Origin of the sequence: Pseudomonas sp. A0308, from assembly GCF_044218815.1 — a bacterium.
In the GTDB taxonomy this organism is placed as follows: Bacteria; Pseudomonadota; Gammaproteobacteria; order Pseudomonadales; family Pseudomonadaceae; genus Aquipseudomonas; species Aquipseudomonas iridis.
Map to the genome: position 1 here is coordinate 2,347,466 of NZ_CP162581.1, position 17,670 is coordinate 2,365,135.

General features: G+C 58.4%; 13 protein-coding genes. 10 read left to right on the forward strand and 3 right to left on the reverse strand.

Annotation, left to right across the window (positions count from 1 at the left end; genetic code table 11):
- Positions 1-214 precede the first annotated feature (214 nt).
- Positions 215-931, forward strand: coding sequence for an SIMPL domain-containing protein (locus AB4P92_RS11010; RefSeq protein WP_395599360.1), 717 nt, complete (start codon positions 215-217; stop codon positions 929-931).
- Between the two features lie 188 nt (positions 932-1,119).
- Here AB4P92_RS11010 and AB4P92_RS11015 read toward each other — a convergent pair whose 3' ends face one another.
- Positions 1,120-1,476: a DUF6124 family protein gene (locus AB4P92_RS11015; RefSeq protein ID WP_200611202.1), complete on the reverse strand. Its 357-nt coding sequence runs from the start codon at positions 1,474-1,476 to the stop codon at positions 1,120-1,122.
- A gap of 985 nt (positions 1,477-2,461) precedes the next feature.
- On the opposite strand from AB4P92_RS11015, the gene AB4P92_RS11020 reads away from it, so the two are divergent.
- The 9 genes from AB4P92_RS11020 to AB4P92_RS11060 all read left to right on the forward strand — a co-directional run bounded on the left by AB4P92_RS11020 (position 2,462) and on the right by AB4P92_RS11060 (position 15,112).
- On the forward strand, positions 2,462-4,063 hold the full coding sequence (locus AB4P92_RS11020) for an ABC transporter substrate-binding protein (RefSeq protein WP_395599361.1): 1,602 nt from the start codon (positions 2,462-2,464) through the stop codon (positions 4,061-4,063).
- Between the two features lie 259 nt (positions 4,064-4,322).
- On the forward strand, positions 4,323-5,948 hold the full coding sequence (locus AB4P92_RS11025; protein ID WP_042557630.1) for an ABC transporter substrate-binding protein: 1,626 nt from the start codon (positions 4,323-4,325) through the stop codon (positions 5,946-5,948).
- Between the two features lie 302 nt (positions 5,949-6,250).
- Positions 6,251-7,849, forward strand: a complete 1,599-nt coding sequence (locus AB4P92_RS11030; RefSeq protein WP_150595068.1) for an ABC transporter substrate-binding protein — start codon at positions 6,251-6,253, stop codon at positions 7,847-7,849.
- A 176-nt stretch (positions 7,850-8,025) separates the two neighbouring features.
- Complete coding sequence (locus tag AB4P92_RS11035) at positions 8,026-9,462, forward strand: OprD family porin (RefSeq protein ID WP_395599362.1); 1,437 nt, start codon at positions 8,026-8,028, stop codon at positions 9,460-9,462.
- Between the two features lie 77 nt (positions 9,463-9,539).
- Complete coding sequence (locus AB4P92_RS11040) at positions 9,540-11,135, forward strand: ABC transporter substrate-binding protein (RefSeq protein WP_210702630.1); 1,596 nt, start codon at positions 9,540-9,542, stop codon at positions 11,133-11,135.
- Between the two features lie 73 nt (positions 11,136-11,208).
- Positions 11,209-12,219 (forward strand): ABC transporter permease subunit, encoded by a 1,011-nt coding sequence (locus AB4P92_RS11045; protein WP_042557626.1) that lies wholly within the window; start codon positions 11,209-11,211, stop codon positions 12,217-12,219.
- A 4-nt stretch (positions 12,220-12,223) separates the two neighbouring features.
- Positions 12,224-13,153, forward strand: coding sequence for an ABC transporter permease subunit (locus tag AB4P92_RS11050; protein ID WP_390896398.1), 930 nt, complete (start codon positions 12,224-12,226; stop codon positions 13,151-13,153).
- Between the two features lie 10 nt (positions 13,154-13,163).
- A complete protein-coding gene (locus tag AB4P92_RS11055; protein ID WP_042557624.1) occupies positions 13,164-14,132 on the forward strand; it encodes an ABC transporter ATP-binding protein in 969 nt (322 codons plus the stop codon).
- Positions 14,132-15,112 (forward strand): peptide ABC transporter ATP-binding protein, encoded by a 981-nt coding sequence (locus AB4P92_RS11060; RefSeq protein WP_042557623.1) that lies wholly within the window; start codon positions 14,132-14,134, stop codon positions 15,110-15,112. Before AB4P92_RS11055 ends, AB4P92_RS11060 begins: the two co-directional genes overlap by 1 nt.
- Positions 15,113-15,326: 214 nt before the next feature.
- On the opposite strand, the gene AB4P92_RS11065 is transcribed toward AB4P92_RS11060, so the two are convergent.
- Both AB4P92_RS11065 and AB4P92_RS11070 read right to left on the reverse strand, forming a co-directional pair.
- A complete protein-coding gene (locus AB4P92_RS11065; RefSeq protein ID WP_042557622.1) occupies positions 15,327-15,587 on the reverse strand; it encodes a hypothetical protein in 261 nt (86 codons plus the stop codon).
- Between the two features lie 319 nt (positions 15,588-15,906).
- The gene (locus AB4P92_RS11070; protein WP_042557621.1) at positions 15,907-17,490 is read right to left on the reverse strand and encodes a peptide chain release factor 3; all 1,584 of its coding nucleotides are present in this window, start codon (positions 17,488-17,490) and stop codon (positions 15,907-15,909) included.
- Positions 17,491-17,670 lie beyond the last annotated feature (180 nt).

The following is a 17,670-nucleotide window of genomic DNA, read 5'->3' on the forward strand; positions in this document are numbered from 1 at the left end:
AGGCGGATCGCACGGAGTATAACCAAGCCGCGGCCTCCAGAGGCGAAAGTGCGGCAAACGACCACACCGAATAAGCTGCCAGTTTCGAGCTGCAAGCTACAAGTGAAAGCGTTTGGCTTGGCAGCTTGAGGCTTGCAACTTGAAGCTGCTTTCTGGAGTCTGATGGTTTCACGCAGGCCCGAACCAACACCTGCGCCCTCATCAAGGAGCTTTCATGCATACATTTCGCCGCAGCGCCGCCCTCCTCGCCCTGACCGTCGGCAGCGTCGCCAGCCTTCCAGCCCTGGCCGCCGATGAGTTGCACTACAACCAGATTTCCCTGCGCGCCGAAGTCAGCCAGGAAGTTGCCCGCGACCTGATGATCGTGACCCTCTACACCGAAGAGCAAAACACCGACCCGGCCAAACTCGCCGCCGACGTCAGCACCACCATGAACAAGGCGCTGGCCCAGGCCAAGCAAGTCAAAGACATCACCCTGCGCCAGGGCAGCCGCAACAGCTACCCGATCTACGACACCAAAGGCCAGAAAATCACCGGCTGGCGTGAACGCGCCGAACTGCGCCTGGAAAGCGCCGACTTCGCCGCCCTGTCCAAACTCACCGGCGAACTGCTGGGCGACCTGAAAATGGGTGGCATGGACTTCGCCATCGCCGACCCGACCCGCAAAGCCAGCGAAGACGCGCTGCTCAAAGAGGCCGTCACCGCCTTCAAGGCCCGTGCGCAACTGGCCACCGACGCCCTCGGCGGCAAGGGCTACAAAATCGTCAACCTGAACCTCAACGCTAACGGCTACCCACAACCGTACATGCGCGCGCCGATGATGATGAAAGCCGCCGGCATGGATTCAGCACCGGTGACGCCTGAGGTTGAGGCCGGCACCAGTCAGGTCAGCATGACCGCTGATGGCTCGATTGAAGTGCTGATGCAGTGATGTGATGTGGGCTGAATGACAAACCGGCGATCAGCGAATGATCGCCGGTTTTTTTGTGCCCGGATTTTGTGGTGAATGCTCCGCCGCCATCGCTGGCAAGCCAGCTCCCACAAGGTCATGCGTCGATTTCAAAATCAGCACAAAAACCTGTGGGAGCTGGCTTGCCAGCGATGAACGATAACGCGGTCTCAAGCTTGCGGATCAACCCGATCCAGCGCCCGGCTCACCGCCAGTTCGGCCAGCATGATGATCTGCTGAATACCGAGCACCGTATTGCGCTGCGTGCCGCCCAACTCGTTGGCAAAGTTGCTGGCTGCGGCGCTGGCAGAGGCCAGTGATTCACAGGCATGGGCGAGCAGGCTTTCGGTGTCGACGTTGGGGCAAACCATGAACATCGTGCTGGGTTGGCGCGGTTTTCTGGTTTCGGGGATGAGGTAGAAATCGAGGGCGCGTTTGATGGCTTCGCGGTTTCGGGCGAGGTCTTCGGCGCGGAGGGATGCTTCGAGCGGGGTTTCGAGGGGTGGGTCGGGGATCAATTTATCCATGGAGCATTTCCTTACGAATGACGCCATTCATTTCCGATCTCACTCGAGAAACGAGGTGGCAACTATGTACGGAGTGAGATTACCGGTAAGGAAACCAACCCGGCCGAACCGAAGTCCGCCCGTACATAGCCGCCATAAAGAACTGCCGACAGCATGAACTGGCGGCGATTATGGAGCGGCTTTCGCAGGTTTCCAAATTCAATAACCGGGAATCTCACCTCCCGATCGCAGAGTCTTCTGCGACAACCCAAGCCTAGAGATCGCACGTCCGACGGACAACCTGAAAACCTTGTGGGAAGGTTCTGGTTATTTCAAACACCTCTAAACACAGCAAAGTAATCGGGTGACTGTGTGGGCCTCTTCGCGAGCAAGCCCGCTCCCACAGTTTCAACCGAGTACACCTGCCAGAAACTGGTCGGCTGTCAGGCCGCCATCGCTGGCAAGACAGCTCCCACAGAAAGCAAAAGCCAGATCAAAAGATCGCAGCCTGCGGCAGCTCCTACAGAGGAAACAGGTACAACCCGCACGCGGCGAAGTCCGCCCCACTCAACAGGATGAGCGTTAGCTCGGCTGCAGCTTTTGATCTTGATCCACGGGCGACGTCGGAAGGCTGAGCGGAGGGATTGATCCGGGGGTGGGAGCGCAGCGACCGTTTGGCGAAGCCAAACACAGCGAAAGGAGGTGCAGCGAAGCAAACCGGAGACGCTGCGCCCGGATCGATCCTGGAGCGAAGGAACCCCGAGCCCCAGCGAGCGGGCCGCACGCAGGAGCAAGCCTTTTTGGTTACTTTTTCGGCGCCTGGAAAAAGTGACCCGCCGTAAGGGCGGAACCCTAAGCCGCCATGACCGCAGCAACGGATATACCCACAACAAAAGCCGCCACATATACCGAGATAGACACTCCCCCAAGAAAAACGATATTTCCGAAACCCCACAATTCCCCGCTAATCTCAACCCAAAACCACCTCCATACCCCCGGGGACTCCATGCCAAGATCCACCCTCAAACCGCTCTTGATCTCCCTGGCCCTGGCCACAACCGCCCCCCTGGCAAACGCAGCCACAACATTGGTCTACTGCTCCGAAGCCAGCCCCGCAGGCTTCGACCCCAGCCAATACACCAGCGGCACCGACTTCGACGCCTCCGCCGAAACCGTCTTCAATCGCCTCACCCAATTCCAGCGCGGCGGCACCGACATCGAACCGGGCCTGGCAACAAAATGGGACGTCTCCAACGACGGACTCCAATACACCTTCCACCTGCGCCAGGGCGTGAAATTCCACACCACGCAATACTTCACCCCAACCCGCGACTTCAACGCCGACGACGTCCTGTTCACCTTCCAGCGCCTGCTCGACCCGCAAAACGCTTTCCGCAAGGCCTACCCCGCCGAATCCCCGTACTTCACCGACATGGGTCTGAACACCACGATCAAATCGGTCGAAAAACTCGACGAGCAAACCGTGCGCTTCAACCTCAACAACGTCGACGCCGCGTTCGTGCAAAACCTCGCCATGAGTTTCGCCTCGGTGCAATCGGCCGAATACGCCGCGCAGTTGTTGAAGGAAGGCAGGGCCGCAGACCTCAACCAGAAACCGATCGGCACCGGCCCGTTCGTGTTCAAGCGCTATCAAAAGGATTCACAAATCCGCTACAGCGCTAACACGGCCTACTGGAAACCCGAGGATGTGAAGATCGACAACCTGATCTTCTCGATCACCCCGGACGCCGCCGTACGCCTGCAGAAACTCAAGACCGGCGAATGCCAGGTCAGCGGTTACCCGCGCCCGGCCGACATTGAAGTGATGGAAAAAGACCCGAACCTGCGCGTGCTGAAACAGGCCGGTTTCAACCTCGGTTTCCTCGCCTACAACACCACTCACCCGCCGCTGGATCAGCTCAAGGTGCGCCAGGCCCTGGACATGGCCATCGATAAACCGGCGATCATCAAAGCCGTTTATCAAAGCGCCGGCCAGTTGGCCCAGAACGCCTTGCCACCCGCGCAATGGTCATTCGACCCGAACATAAAAGACGCGCCGCATGACCCGGTAAAAGCCAAGGCGCTACTGAAAGAAGCAGGGGTTGCACCGGGTACAACCATCAACCTCTGGGCAATGACCGTGCAGCGCGCCTCGAACCCGAATGCGCGGATGTCGGCGCAGATGATTCAGCAGGATTGGGACAAGATCGGCATCAAGGCCAACATCGTCAGCTATGAGTGGGGCGAATACATCAAACGCGCCAAAAATGGCGAACATGACGCGATGATTTATGGCTGGACCGGTGACAACGGCGACCCTGACAACTGGCTCGGCGTGCTGTACAGCTGCGCGGCAGTCAAGGGCAGCAACTACGCCAAATGGTGCGACCCGGCCTACGACAAACTGGTACAGCAGGCCAAGGTGTCCACCGACAAAACACAACGGGTACAACTGTATCAACAGGCGCAACTGATCCTTAAACAACAAGTGCCGATTACCCCGATTGCCAACTCCACGGTGTTCCAGCCGCTGCGCAAGGAAGTCACAGACTTCCGTATCAGCCCGTTCGGTCTAACCCCTTTCTATGGCGTGGGTATAAATAAGTAACACCAGGCCCCAAGGCGGCGCGCACAACGTGACCAACGCACCGTTTTGGGGCTTGATTTGCACCGTAAAAACCACCCGCAAACGGTCAAATGCGTCAGAAGTTACACAGATGCGACATTAAGGTACGTTCGTGCCACCGTTTGAGGCCGCCGACCGCTCTGGATCTTGCATTGGGTATGGCGCCTGCATAAGTATCCGCAGGCACGACTCACGAGGTCGTACCTCAAATCAAAAAATGACAACAAATCATGAGGCCAACATGCTTAAACACGCGGTCATTCCGTTTTTAGTCGGCGCAGGCTTGTTAGCCTCCGCACCTTTCGCATCCGCTGCGACTAACCTGGTGTTCTGCTCCGAAGGGAGCCCGGCCGGTTTTGATCCAGGCCAGTACACCACCGGAACAGACTTCGACGCCTCTGCCGAAACCATGTTCAACCGCCTGACCCAGTTCGAGCGCGGCGGCACCGCCGTGATTCCTGGTCTGGCGACCAAGTGGGACATCTCCGAAGATGGCCTGACTTACACCTTCCACCTGCGTGAAGGCGTCAAGTTCCACACCACCCCGTACTTCAAGCCGACCCGTGAGTTCAACGCCGACGACGTGCTGTTCACCTTTAATCGCATGATTAACAAGGATGACCCGTTCCGTAAGGCGTACCCGACCGAATTCCCGTACTTCACCGACATGGGGATGGACACCAACATCACCAAGATCGATAAAGTCGACGACCACACCGTCAAGTTCACCCTCAAGGAAGTTGATGCCGCGTTCATCCAGAACATGGCCATGAGCTTCGCCTCGGTGCAGTCCGCCGAGTACGCAGCCCAGCTGCTCAAGGATGGCAAGCCTGCCGACATCAACCAGAAACCGGTCGGCACTGGCCCGTTCGTGTTCAAGAGCTACCAGAAAGACTCCAACATCCGTTTCACCGGGAACAAGGACTACTGGAAGCCTGATGACGTGAAGATCGACAACCTGATCTTCGCCATCACCACCGACCCTTCGGTACGTATTCAGAAGCTGAAAAAGAACGAGTGCCAGGTCACCCTGTTCCCACGTCCAGCCGACCTGAAAGCGCTGAAAGAAGACAAGTCGCTGAAGATGCCTGACCAGGCCGGTTTCAACCTGGGCTACATCGCTTACAACGTGATGGACAAGGTCAAAGGCAGCGACGAGAAAAACCCTCTGGCTGACCTGCGCGTTCGTCAGGCCCTCGACATGGCCGTCAACAAGCCGCAGATCATCGATTCGGTTTATCAGGGCGCGGGCCAACTGGCCGTCAACGCCATGCCGCCGACCCAGTGGTCTTACGACACCACCATCAAGGACGCCAAGTACGATCCTGAGAAAGCCAAGCAGCTGCTCAAGGAAGCCGGCGTCAAGGAAGGTACCGAAATCGTCCTGTGGGCGATGCCGGTTCAGCGTCCGTACAACCCGAACGCCAAGCTGATGGCTGAAATGCTCCAGTCCGACTGGGCCAAGATCGGCTTGAAAGTGAAGATCACCAGCTACGAATGGGGCGAGTACATCAAGCGTTCCAAAGGTGGTGAGAACCAGGCCATGATCATTGGCTGGAGCGGTGACAATGGTGATCCGGACAACTGGCTGAACGTGTTGTTTGGTTGCGACTCGCTTAGCGGCAACAACTTCTCCAAGTGGTGCGACAAGAAATTTGATGGCCTCGTCAAAGAAGCCAAGCGCACTACAGACCAGGGCAAGCGCACCGAACTGTACAAACAGGCGCAACACGTCCTCAAAGATGCAGTCCCAATGACACCTATCGCTCACTCGACGGTGTATCAACCCATGCGCGCCAACGTGCAGGACTTCAAGATCAGCCCATTCGGCTTGAACTCCTTCTACGGCGTCAGCGTCAGCAAGTAAAAAAAGGCAGCGGCGACGATTTCAGCGTCGCCGCTGCTTTTTCTGCCGATTAGTTAGGAATTTGCCTACATCTGTTTCCACCCTGCTTTACCAGGGAGATACAGAATGTGTTGCCATTTCCTACGAGTCTTTAGGACTCAACGCATTTACTGCCAGATCCACGGTCCCTACCGTCGGGTTCTGACCAGTGCCTGTGTGGGCTAACGGTTTTGCTGTTCGTACTGGTTTGAGCTTGATGCAGCCACAACGTCCCTGGACGGGACCGCGGCGTATCGAAACAACACTAATAAAGAGGGAGCGTCATGCGCCATACCTTGGTTTTTTCCGCACTGCTGGGCGCCGGCCTGTTGGCCGCCACGTCCGCCAGCCACGCCGCCAGCGATAGTCTGGTGTTTTGCTCCGAAGGCAGCCCGGCAGGTTTTGATACTGCGCAATACACGACGGCCACCGATAACGACGCTGCAGAGCCGCTGTACAACCGCTTGGTAGAGTTCGAAAAAGGCGCGACGAATGTCGTACCGGGCCTGGCCACCCAGTGGGATATTTCCGAGGACGGCCTCAAGTACACCTTTCACCTGCGTGAAGGCGTGAAATTTCATACAACGCCGTACTTCAAGCCAACCCGCGATTTCAACGCCGACGACGTGCTGTTTACGTTTAATCGCATGCTTGATGCGCAACAGCCATTCCGTAAGGCTTATCCGACCGAGTTCCCGTATTTCAACGGGATGAGCCTGAACAAGAACATTGCCAAGGTCGAGAAGACCGGGCCGCTGACCGTGGAGTTCACGCTCAACAGCGTCGACGCCGCGTTCATCCAGAACATCGCCATGAGTTTCGCCGCCATCCTGTCCGCCGAATACGCCGACAAGCTGATGGCCGAAGGCAAGCCGAGCGACATCAACCAGAAGCCGATCGGCACCGGGCCGTTCGTGTTCAAGAGCTATCAGAAAGATTCGAACATCCGTTACACCGGCAACCCGCAGTACTGGGACCCGAGCCGGGTAAAACTGAAAAACCTGATCTTCGCGATCAACACCGACGCCTCGGTGCGCGTGCAAAAACTCAAGGCCGGCGAATGCCAGATCACCCTGCATCCGCGCCCGGCCGATGTTGAAGCACTGAAGGCCGACCCGAAGCTGCAACTGATCTCCAAGCCAGGTTTCAACCTCGGCTACATCGCCTATAACGTGCGCCACAAACCGTTCGACCAGCTCGAAGTGCGTCAGGCGCTGGACATGGCGGTGAATAAACAAGGGATTCTCAACGCTGTTTATCAAGGCGCCGGCCAACTGGCCGTCAACGCCATGCCACCGACACAATGGTCCTACGACGACACCATCAAGGACGCCGCCTTCAACCCGGAAAAAGCCAAAGAACTGCTCAAGGCTGCCGGCGTGAAGGAAGGCACCGAGATCACGCTGTGGGCAATGCCGGTTCAACGTCCGTACAACCCGAACGCCAAGCTGATGGCCGAAATGCTTCAGGCCGACTGGGCCAAGATCGGTCTGAAAGTGAAAATCGTCAGCTATGAATGGGGCGAGTACATCAAGCGCACCAAGAATGGTGAGCATGACATCAGCCTGATCGGCTGGACCGGCGACAACGGTGACCCGGACAACTGGCTCGGCACGCTGTACAGCTGCGACGCCATTGGCGGCAACAACTACTCCATGTGGTGCGATCCGGCTTACGACAAGCTGATCAAGGAAGCCAAGGTCGTCACCGATCGCGACCAGCGCACCGTGCTCTATAAACAGGCTCAGCAGTTGCTTAAACAGCAAGTGCCGATCACGCCTGTCGCCCACTCGACGGTCAACCAGCCGTTAAGCACACGGGTTGAAGGGTTCAAGGTGAGCCCTTTCGGCCGCAACGTGTTCTCGGGTGTCAGTATCGATTAACCCAACCGATTAGCCGCAACGCTGAGGGGGACTGTCTACCCCCCTCACGCAAGCGCTTTGCCTAAATTCGCCAATTTGGCCTTTTGCAAACGTTTGCGATGTGTGAACGAGTTCTAAACCAAAAACCGGCCAACCCAAAAAAGCCGGCATAAAAAGAAAGTAAAGGAGCTTCACCCATGAAACTGAGCAGCACCGCGATACTGGCCCTGGCCATAAGCAGCGTCACAGCCACGGCTTATGCTGAAACGCAAAGCCAGGCGTTCACCCCGGTGACCGTCAACACCAAGAGCGCCCAGGCTGAAGCGACCGGCTTCGTTGAAGGTCAGTCGATCACCGGTACGACCCGTAACTGGTACGCCAACGAGCAACTGAAACGTGGCGGCAAATTCGCCTATAAAAAGAATGGTTCGCTGGCCGAAACCGACCGCCGGATCAACTGGGTTCAGGGCACCATCGTCAAGTACAACTCTGGCTTCACCGAGGGCACCGTCGGTATCAGCACCGAAGTGGCAGCGTACAACGCTGTAGCGCTGGAGCGTGACCGCAAAAATCTGGCATCGGGCAATGGTGGCGCACCAAAGACCGGCGACGGCTCCGGTAACAACCGTACCCTGACTCACAAGAACAACGGTGAGGCCGTCGATCAGTGGAGCAAAGTGGGCCTGGCCAACATTAAGGCGCGCGTTTCCAACACCACGCTGACCGCCGGACGCATGGGTTTCAGCAGCCCGCAAGTCGACGTGATAGGCAACCGTGCGCTGCCTTCGAGCTTCGAAGGTGTTGCCCTGCACAGTGAAGAACTGAACAACCTGTCCTTCGATCTGGCCACGTTCGATCGCGTATCGCCGCGTTCTGAACAAAGCCTGCAAAAATTCCGCGCGGAATACGCCAACGGCCGTGTTGAATCCGACAAGGTCAACACCGCCGGTATCAGCTACCAGCCACTGGCCAGCCTGAAAACCAGCCTGTGGGGCACTCAGGTTGAAGACCTGTGGAACCAGTACTACTTCGGCGCCACCCATGAACTGGGTGACAGCAATGTCCTCGCCCTGACCACCGGCCTGAACTACTACAAAACCGTCGACGAAGGCAAAAAGCTTCTGGGCGACATCGACAACGACACCTACTCGCTGTCGTTCGGCCTGACCCACCAGGCGCACAACCTGACGTTCTCGTACCAGCAAGTGAACGGTAACGAGTACTTCGACTACCTGCACGAAACCAACGGCATCTACCTGGCCAACTCCCTGCTGTCGGACTTCAACGGCCCGAACGAGAAGTCCTTCCAGGTTTCCTACGCCATCAACATGGCCGAATACGGCGTGCCAGGCCTGAAGTTCAACATCTATCAGGCTCGCGGCTGGGGTATCGACGGTACTCATTACGACGGCAATAAAGGCGTGGCCAAAAAAGGCTACGACGGCATCCAGGAACAGGATGGCGAGCACCACTATGAATACGGCATCGGCGCGACCTATGCGGTACAAAGCGGTCCGCTGAAAGCCACCACCATTCGCGGCACTTACACCGCGCACCGTGCGAGCGAGTTCCAGTCCGACGGCAGCATCAACGAGTTCCGTCTGGTAACCACCATTCCATTCAACATCCTGTAAAAACGCCAACCGACGGCTGACTCATGATGAGTCGGCCGTTCGGTTTTTTGTCTTCAACCGATTGCAGAGGGTTTTCGATGAAAATGCTTCCCCTACGTGCGGCCGTCGCTGCCGCGTTGTTGAGCGCCGCCATCGGCGTCTCGGCCAAACCCTTGGTGGTCTGCACCGAAGCCAGTCCGGAAGGCTTCGACATGGTCCAGTACACAACTGCAGTCACTGCCGATGCGGTGGCCGAAACGATCTTCAACCGTCTGGTCGACTTCAAGCCTGGCACCACCGAATTGGTCCCGGCACTGGCCGACTCCTGGGAAATCAGCGATGACGGTCTGACGTACACGTTCCACCTGCGCAAAGGCGTCAAGTTTCACACCACCGAATACTTCAAGCCGACCCGTGACATGAATGCCGACGATGTGCTTTGGAGTTTCCAGCGTCAGCTGGACCCGAATCACCCTTGGCACAAGTTGTCGAGCGTGGGCTTCCCGTACTTTGAAAGCATGGGCTTCAAGGAACTGCTCAAGAACGTGGAAAAGGTCGACGACTACACCGTCAAGTTCACCCTGACCCGCCGCGAAGCACCTTTCCTGGCCGACGTGGCCATGCCGTTCACCGCGATCTACTCTGCCGAGTACGCCGATCAGCTGCTCAAGGCCAACAAGACCGGCGACCTCAACAACAAGCCTGTCGGCACCGGCCCGTTCATCTTCCAGCGCTATGCCAAGGATGCGCAGGTTCGCTTCAAGGCCAACCCGGAATACTTCCGTGGCAAGCCGCCGGCCGACGCGCTGATTCTGGCAATCGCCACCGACAACAACGTGCGCCTGCAAAAGCTCAAGGCCAACGAGTGCCAGATCGCGCTGTATCCCAAACCTGATGACATCCCGAGCATCAAGAAAGACAGCAACCTGAAGGTTGATGAACTGAACGCGATGACCGTTTCGTACATCGCCATGAACACCCAGCACAAATACATGAGCGACGTGCGCGTGCGTAAGGCGATCGACATCGCCTTCGACAAAGCCGCTTACGTCAATGCGCTGTTCGGCAAGGGCAACGCGACCGTCGCGGTCAACCCGTACCCGGACACCCTGCTCGGCTACAACACCGAGCTGAAAAACCCGCCACGTGACCTCGACAAGGCGCGAGCCCTGCTCAAGGAAGCCGGGGTTCCGGAAGGCACCGTGTTTACCCTGTTTACCCGCAACGGCGGCGGCCCGACCAACCCCAACCCGATGCTTGGCGCGCAGATGATGCAGGCTGACCTGGCGAAAGTCGGGATCAAGATCGACATCCGCGTCATGGAATGGGGCGAAATGCTTAAACGCGCCAAGGCCGGCGAGCACGACATGGTCTCGGCCGGATGGGCGGGCGACAACGGCGACCCGGATAACTTCCTGACGCCTATGCTCAGTTGCGAAGCCGCCAAGAACGGCGAAAACTACGCGCGCTGGTGCAACGAGAAATTCCAGGCACTGATCGACGAAGCACGGGCTAAAGTAGATCCGGCCGAACGCGCGAAGCTCTACGAACAGGCACAAGTGCTGTTTAATCAGGATCAACCGTGGATCAGCATGGCCCACACGCGGATGTTTACTGCAATGCGCAACAACGTAGAGGGCTATCACATCAGCCCCCTGACAACTAATAACTTCGCCACCACCCAGGTGAAGTAGATAAGAAACTCCCGGCCTCCCTGATCCCAGGGAAGCCGGGCACGCCTAACCGGCTGATGAGGTACCACACAAGATGTTTAGTTTTATTGCCCGCCGACTGGGGTTGTTGATCCCCACGTTTTTCGGCATCACCCTGCTGACTTTCGCGTTGATTCGCATGATTCCTGGCGACCCCGTGGAAGTGATGATGGGCGAACGTCGGGTCGACCCCGAAATGCACGCTCAGGCAATGGAACGCCTAGGTCTGAACAAACCGTTGTATGCCCAGTACCTGGACTACATCGGCAAACTGGCCCAAGGCGATCTCGGCGAATCCCTGCGCACCCGTGAAAGCGTATGGACCGAGTTCACCTCTCTCTTCCCGGCGACCCTGGAACTGTCCATGGCCGCCCTGCTGTTCGCCGGCATTCTGGGCCTTCTGGCCGGGGTGATCGCGGCACTCAAGCGAGGATCATTATTCGACCATGGGGTGATGGGCATCTCCCTCGCGGGTTATTCGATGCCGATCTTCTGGTGGGGCCTGATCCTGATCATGTTCTTCTCGGTGAGCCTGGGCTGGACGCCGGTATCCGGTCGGATCGACCTGCTCTACGACATCGAGCCACGTACCGGTTTCATGCTGATCGATACGCTGCTGGCCGATGACATGGGCGCGTTCCTCGACGCCCTGCACCACCTGATCCTGCCGGCCATCGTGCTCGGCACCATTCCGCTGGCCGTTATCGCGCGGATGACCCGTTCGTCGATGCTCGAAGTGCTGCGCGAAGACTACATCCGTACCGCCAAGGCCAAAGGCCTGTCGCCATCGCGTGTGGTATTCGTTCACGGTCTGCGTAACGCGCTGATCCCGGTGCTGACGGTTGTTGGTCTGCAAGTCGGTACTTTGCTGGCCGGTGCGGTCCTGACCGAAACCATTTTCTCCTGGCCCGGCATCGGCAAATGGCTGATCGAAGCCATCGGCGCCCGGGACTATCCGGTCGTGCAAAACGGCATCCTGTTAATCGCCTGCCTGGTGATTCTGGTCAACTTCGTGGTGGACATCCTCTACGGCTTTGCCAACCCACGCATCCGTCATCAGCGCTGAGATCATGACCATGACCACTCCAGCTTCAACTCAAAATCAAGCGGTAGCAGTCGATCAAAGCCTGCTGTATCCGTCCCCGTACAAAGAATTCTGGCAAGCGTTTTCCAAGAACAAAGGTGCCGTTGCCGGCCTGATGTTCATGTTGCTGGTGATTTTCTGCGCGCTGTTCGCCCCTTGGGTGGCGCCCCATAACCCGAGCGAGCAATACCGTGACTTCCTGCTGACGCCACCGGCGTGGCTTGAAGGCGGGCAGATGCAATTTTTGCTCGGCACCGATGAACTGGGCCGTGACCTGCTGTCGCGTCTGATCCAGGGTTCGCGCCTGTCGTTGCTGATCGGCTTGTCGTCGGTCGTGATGTCGCTGATCCCGGGGATTCTGCTCGGGCTGTTCGCCGGTTTCTTCCCGAAGATGATTGGCCCGACCATCATGCGTCTGATGGACATCATGCTGGCCCTGCCGTCCTTGCTGCTGGCTGTGGCGATTGTCGCCATCCTCGGCCCTGGCCTGATCAACACCGTGATCGCCATCGCTGTGGTGTCCCTGCCGTCGTATGTGCGTCTGACCCGTGCCGCCGTCATGGGCGAACTGAACCGCGACTACGTGACCGCCGCGCGCCTGGCCGGTGCCGGTCTGCCACGCCTGATGTTCATCACCGTGCTGCCCAACTGCATGGCGCCGCTGATCGTTCAGGCAACCTTGAGTTTCTCTTCGGCGATTCTCGATGCCGCGGCCCTGGGCTTCCTAGGTCTTGGCGTACAACCGCCAACCCCTGAGTGGGGCACCATGCTGGCCTCGGCCCGCGATTACATCGAACGCGCCTGGTGGGTGGTGAGCCTGCCTGGTTTGACCATTTTGCTCAGCGTGCTGGCAATCAACCTGATGGGCGACGGTCTGCGCGATGCGCTGGACCCGAAACTCAAGAATGCCGCCTGAGGAGATTCAAATGTCACTGTTGGAAATCAAGAATCTCAACGTTCGTTTCGGCGACAAGAACGCTGTGCCGGTGGTCGATGGCCTCGACATCAGCGTCGACAAAGGCGAAGTGCTGGCCATCGTGGGCGAGTCCGGTTCGGGCAAATCCGTGACCATGATGGCGCTGATGGGCCTGATCGAGCACCCGGGGATCGTCACCGCCGATGCGCTGAATTTCGATGGCAAGAACATGCTCAAGCTGAGCAACCGTCAACGTCGGCAGATCGTCGGTAAAGACCTGGCGATGGTCTTTCAGGACCCGATGACTGCGCTCAACCCGAGCTACACCGTCGGTTTCCAGATCGAAGAAGTGCTGCGCCTGCACCTGAAAATGTCCAGCAAGCAAGCACGCAAACGCGCCATCGAACTGCTGGAAAAAGTTGAAATCCCGGGCGCGGCCAGCCGCATGGACGCTTACCCGCATCAACTGTCCGGCGGTATGAGCCAGCGCGTCGCAATCGCCATGGCAATTGCCGGCGAGCCGAAACTGCTGATCGCGGATGAACCAACCACTGCACTAGACGTGACGATTCAGGCGCAGATCATGGATCTGCTGCTGGCGTTGCAAAAAGAGCAGAACATGGGCCTGGTGCTGATCACTCACGACCTCGCCGTCGTCGCTGAAACCGCCCAACGTGTGTGCGTGATGTACGCCGGCCAGGCTGTTGAAGTCGGTCAGGTACCACAGCTGTTCGACATCCCGGCGCACCCGTACAGCGAAGCGCTGCTCAAGGCGATTCCGGAACACAGCCAGGGTGCTGACCGTCTGGCGACACTGCCAGGCATCGTTCCCGGCCGCTACGACCGTCCGCAAGGTTGCCTGTTGTCGCCGCGCTGCCCGTACGTGCAGGAAAGCTGCCGCGCGCAGCGTCCGACCCTTGATCCGAAAAGCCACAGCCTCGCCCGCTGCTTCTACCCGCTGAACCAGGAGGTGGCGTAATGGCCGTCGTACTTACCGCCCGCGACCTGACCCGTCACTACGAAGTGTCCCGAGGCCTGTTCAAGGGCCACGCGACCGTGCGCGCGCTTAACGGCGTGTCATTCGAACTGGAAGCCGGCAAGACTCTCGCGGTTGTAGGCGAGTCGGGTTGCGGCAAATCCACTTTGGCGCGCGCCCTGACCCTGATTGAGGAGCCGTCGTCCGGCTCGTTGAAAATCGCCGGCCAGGAAGTTGCCGGCGCCGACAAGGCCCAGCGCAAGCAACTGCGCAAAGACGTGCAGATGGTGTTCCAGAGCCCGTACGCCTCGTTGAACCCACGGCAGAAAGTTGGTGATCAACTGGCCGAACCGCTGTTGATCAACACCAACCTGTCCGCCGCCGAACGTCGCGAGAAAGTCCAGGCGATGATGAAGCAGGTCGGCTTGCGTCCCGAGCACTACCAGCGTTATCCGCACATGTTCTCCGGGGGTCAGCGCCAGCGTATTGCGTTGGCTCGGGCGATGATGCTGCAACCGAAAGTGCTGGTGGCGGACGAACCGACCTCGGCGCTGGACGTGTCGATTCAGGCGCAGGTGTTGAACCTGTTCATGGACCTGCAGCAGGAGTTCAACACCGCTTACGTGTTCATCTCGCACAACCTTGCGGTGGTGCAACACGTGGCCGATGACGTGATGGTGATGTACCTCGGTCGCCCGGTGGAAATGGGCCCGAAGAACGACATCTACGAACGCCCTCTTCACCCGTACACCCAAGCGCTGCTGTCGGCGACCCCGACCATTCACCCGGACCCGAACAAGCCGAAAATCAAGATCGTCGGCGAACTGCCCAACCCGCTGAACCCGCCACCAGGCTGCGCTTTCCACAAGCGCTGCCCGTACGCGACCGAGCGTTGCAGCACGGAAGAGCCGGCATTGCGCTTGCTCGACAATCGGCAGGTGGCTTGCCACTACGCCGAGCAGTTCCTCGACGGTGCGGCGTAAGCAGATCCGGGGAAAAGGCAAAAACCTGGGGGAACGGGCCTGCCCGCGATGACAGCGTGTCAGTCACCTGATTTGTCGACTGACACACCGCAATCGCGGGCAAGCCCGCTCCCACAGGGGATGATGTTGAATTCAGCGATGGCGTAACAAGCAAACCCCATCTACCTCGACGACTCATCAGTCGAGGCAGACGGGGTTTTTCTTTGCCTGCAATCTACGTCTGGCTGTCGCCTTCATCCGGATCATCAGAGTCCGGCTCGTCTGTCATCGAGTCATCGTCATCAGCAGTTCCACCCTGCCCCTGATCACCCGGCTCGGACTCGGATTTGGCGAGCATCAGCCCGCTATGCCCCACCTGCCCGTTAAAGGCCTGGGAATCATGATCCTCGCACTCGGCCCAGGCCGTCGCAGTGCCGAGAGACAGCATGACCATCACTTTCAACAGCAATAAAACACGCAGCAACCTGTTTTTCATGATCGATTCCATCCTGTGCAGGTGAAACACAATGCCGATCCGGCGCTGAATGAAATCTAGTTCCGATCAGCCGGGTTCACCAGATAGGACGCGACTGAACCCGCAGAAATGCCCTCAACCGACAGACAGGTTTCGAATAACAACCATAACCAATGCTGCTAGCCCATGTAGGAGCTGCCGAAGGCTGCGATCTTTTGATTCTGTTTCTAAAAACAAGAGCAAAAGATCGCAGCGTGCCGCAGCTCCTACAGGGTTGGAAGTGGCAATAAAAAAACCCCGCAGCTTTCGCGACGGGGTTTTGGGTGCTGCGGCCTGACGCTTAGTGATGTTCACGCGTCGCACGGAATTTCACGTCCGGCCAGCGCTCTTCCATCAGGGCCAGGTTGACCCGGGTCGGGGCGAGGTAGGTCAGGTGACCGCCGCCGTCGACTGCAAGGTTTTCCACTGCCTTGTTGGAGAATTCCTCAAGCTTCTTCTTGTCGCTGCATTCGATCCAGCGCGCGGAGTACACGGTGATTGGCTCGTATGAGCACTCAACCTTGTATTCCTCTTTCAGGCGGCTGGCGACCACATCGAACTGCAGCACACCCACGGCGCCGAGGATGATGTCGTTGCTGCGCTCCGGGAAGAACACCTGGGTGGCGCCTTCTTCGGCCAGTTGTTGCAGGCCCTGGCGCAGTTGCTTGGATTTCAGCGGATCGCGCAGACGCACGCGGCGGAACAGTTCCGGGGCGAAGTGCGGGATGCCGGTGAAGCTCAGGGCTTCGCCTTCGCTGAAGGTGTCGCCGATCTGGATGGTGCCGTGGTTGTGCAGACCGATGATATCGCCGGCAAACGCTTCCTCCAGTTGCTCACGCTCGGAGGAGAAGAACGTCAGGGCGTCGCCGATGCGCACGTCCTTGCCGGTGCGCACGTGGCGCATCTTCATGCCTTTCTCGTACTTGCCGGAGCAAATGCGCATGAAGGCGATGCGGTCGCGGTGTTTGGGGTCCATGTTCGCCTGGATCTTGAAGATGAAGCCCGAGAACTTCTCTTCAACCGGCTCCACGGTGCGCTCGTTGGCGACACGGGCCAGCGGACGCGGTGCCCAATCGACGACGGCGTCGAGCACGTGGTCAACACCGAAGTTGCCCAGCGCGGTACCGAAGAACACCGGGGTCAGTTGACCGTCGAGGAACTCCTGCTGGTTGAATTCGTGGCAGGCGCCCTGCACCAGTTCCAGCTGATCGACGAAGCGATCGTACTCGTCGCCCAGATGCGCGCGCGCTTCGTCGGAGTCGAGCTTTTCGATGATTCTGGTTTCGGTGCGTTCGTGACCGTGGCCGGCGGTGTAGACAATGATGTAGTCGTCGGCCAGGTGATACACGCCTTTGAAGTCGCGGTAGCAACCGATCGGCCAGGTGATCGGCGCAGCCTTGATCTTCAGGACGGCTTCGATCTCGTCGAGCAGTTCGATCGGGTCGCGGATGTCACGGTCGAGTTTGTTGATGAAGCTGACGATCGGCGTGTCACGCAGACGGCAGACGTCCATCAGCGCAATCGTACGCGGCTCGACACCTTTACCGCCGTCGAGGACCATCAATGCCGAGTCCACCGCCGTCAGGGTGCGATAGGTATCTTCGGAGAAGTCTTCGTGGCCCGGGGTGTCGAGCAGGTTGACCATGTGGTCGCGATACGGGAACTGCATGACCGACGTGGTAATGGAAATACCCCGTTGCTTCTCCATCTCCATCCAGTCGGATGTCGCATGGCGGTCGGATTTACGGGATTTCACCGTGCCCGCAATCGCAATCGCCTTGCCCATCAACAGGAGCTTTTCGGTGATCGTCGTCTTACCGGCATCGGGGTGGGAAATAATGGCGAAAGTGCGGCGTTTCGCGACTTCGGCGGCCTGGTTGGTCATGGGAAATCGCCTGGCGGTGATTCAAAAAAGGGCCGCGATTATAGCCCAAGTCAATGCAATAACCGAACCGTTGAGCACATTAAGGGTGGCCAAATGCTGCCTTAGGTGGGAACCTTTTAAAGCACGGAGACGTCCATCCCCTGTTACGAATTTTCGTCAGGGGCTGAAAAATCAGCAAGT

Excerpts from the sequence above, each read along its gene's own strand:
- AB4P92_RS11035 (WP_395599362.1), top strand. The coding sequence starts at position 8,026 with ATGAAACTGAGCAGCACCGCGATACTGGCCCTGGCCATAAGCAGCGTC.
- AB4P92_RS11030 (WP_150595068.1), top strand. The coding sequence starts at position 6,251 with ATGCGCCATACCTTGGTTTTTTCCGCACTGCTGGGCGCCGGCCTGTTG.
- AB4P92_RS11020 (WP_395599361.1), top strand. The coding sequence starts at position 2,462 with ATGCCAAGATCCACCCTCAAACCGCTCTTGATCTCCCTGGCCCTGGCC.
- AB4P92_RS11050 (WP_390896398.1), top strand. The coding sequence starts at position 12,224 with ATGACCATGACCACTCCAGCTTCAACTCAAAATCAAGCGGTAGCAGTC.
- AB4P92_RS11065 (WP_042557622.1), bottom strand. The coding sequence starts at position 15,587 with ATGAAAAACAGGTTGCTGCGTGTTTTATTGCTGTTGAAAGTGATGGTC.
- AB4P92_RS11070 (WP_042557621.1), bottom strand. The coding sequence starts at position 17,490 with ATGACCAACCAGGCCGCCGAAGTCGCGAAACGCCGCACTTTCGCCATT.
- AB4P92_RS11060 (WP_042557623.1), top strand. The coding sequence starts at position 14,132 with ATGGCCGTCGTACTTACCGCCCGCGACCTGACCCGTCACTACGAAGTG.
- AB4P92_RS11055 (WP_042557624.1), top strand. The coding sequence starts at position 13,164 with ATGTCACTGTTGGAAATCAAGAATCTCAACGTTCGTTTCGGCGACAAG.
- AB4P92_RS11010 (WP_395599360.1), top strand. The coding sequence starts at position 215 with ATGCATACATTTCGCCGCAGCGCCGCCCTCCTCGCCCTGACCGTCGGC.
- AB4P92_RS11045 (WP_042557626.1), top strand. The coding sequence starts at position 11,209 with ATGTTTAGTTTTATTGCCCGCCGACTGGGGTTGTTGATCCCCACGTTT.
- AB4P92_RS11015 (WP_200611202.1), bottom strand. The coding sequence starts at position 1,476 with ATGGATAAATTGATCCCCGACCCACCCCTCGAAACCCCGCTCGAAGCA.
- AB4P92_RS11040 (WP_210702630.1), top strand. The coding sequence starts at position 9,540 with ATGAAAATGCTTCCCCTACGTGCGGCCGTCGCTGCCGCGTTGTTGAGC.
- AB4P92_RS11025 (WP_042557630.1), top strand. The coding sequence starts at position 4,323 with ATGCTTAAACACGCGGTCATTCCGTTTTTAGTCGGCGCAGGCTTGTTA.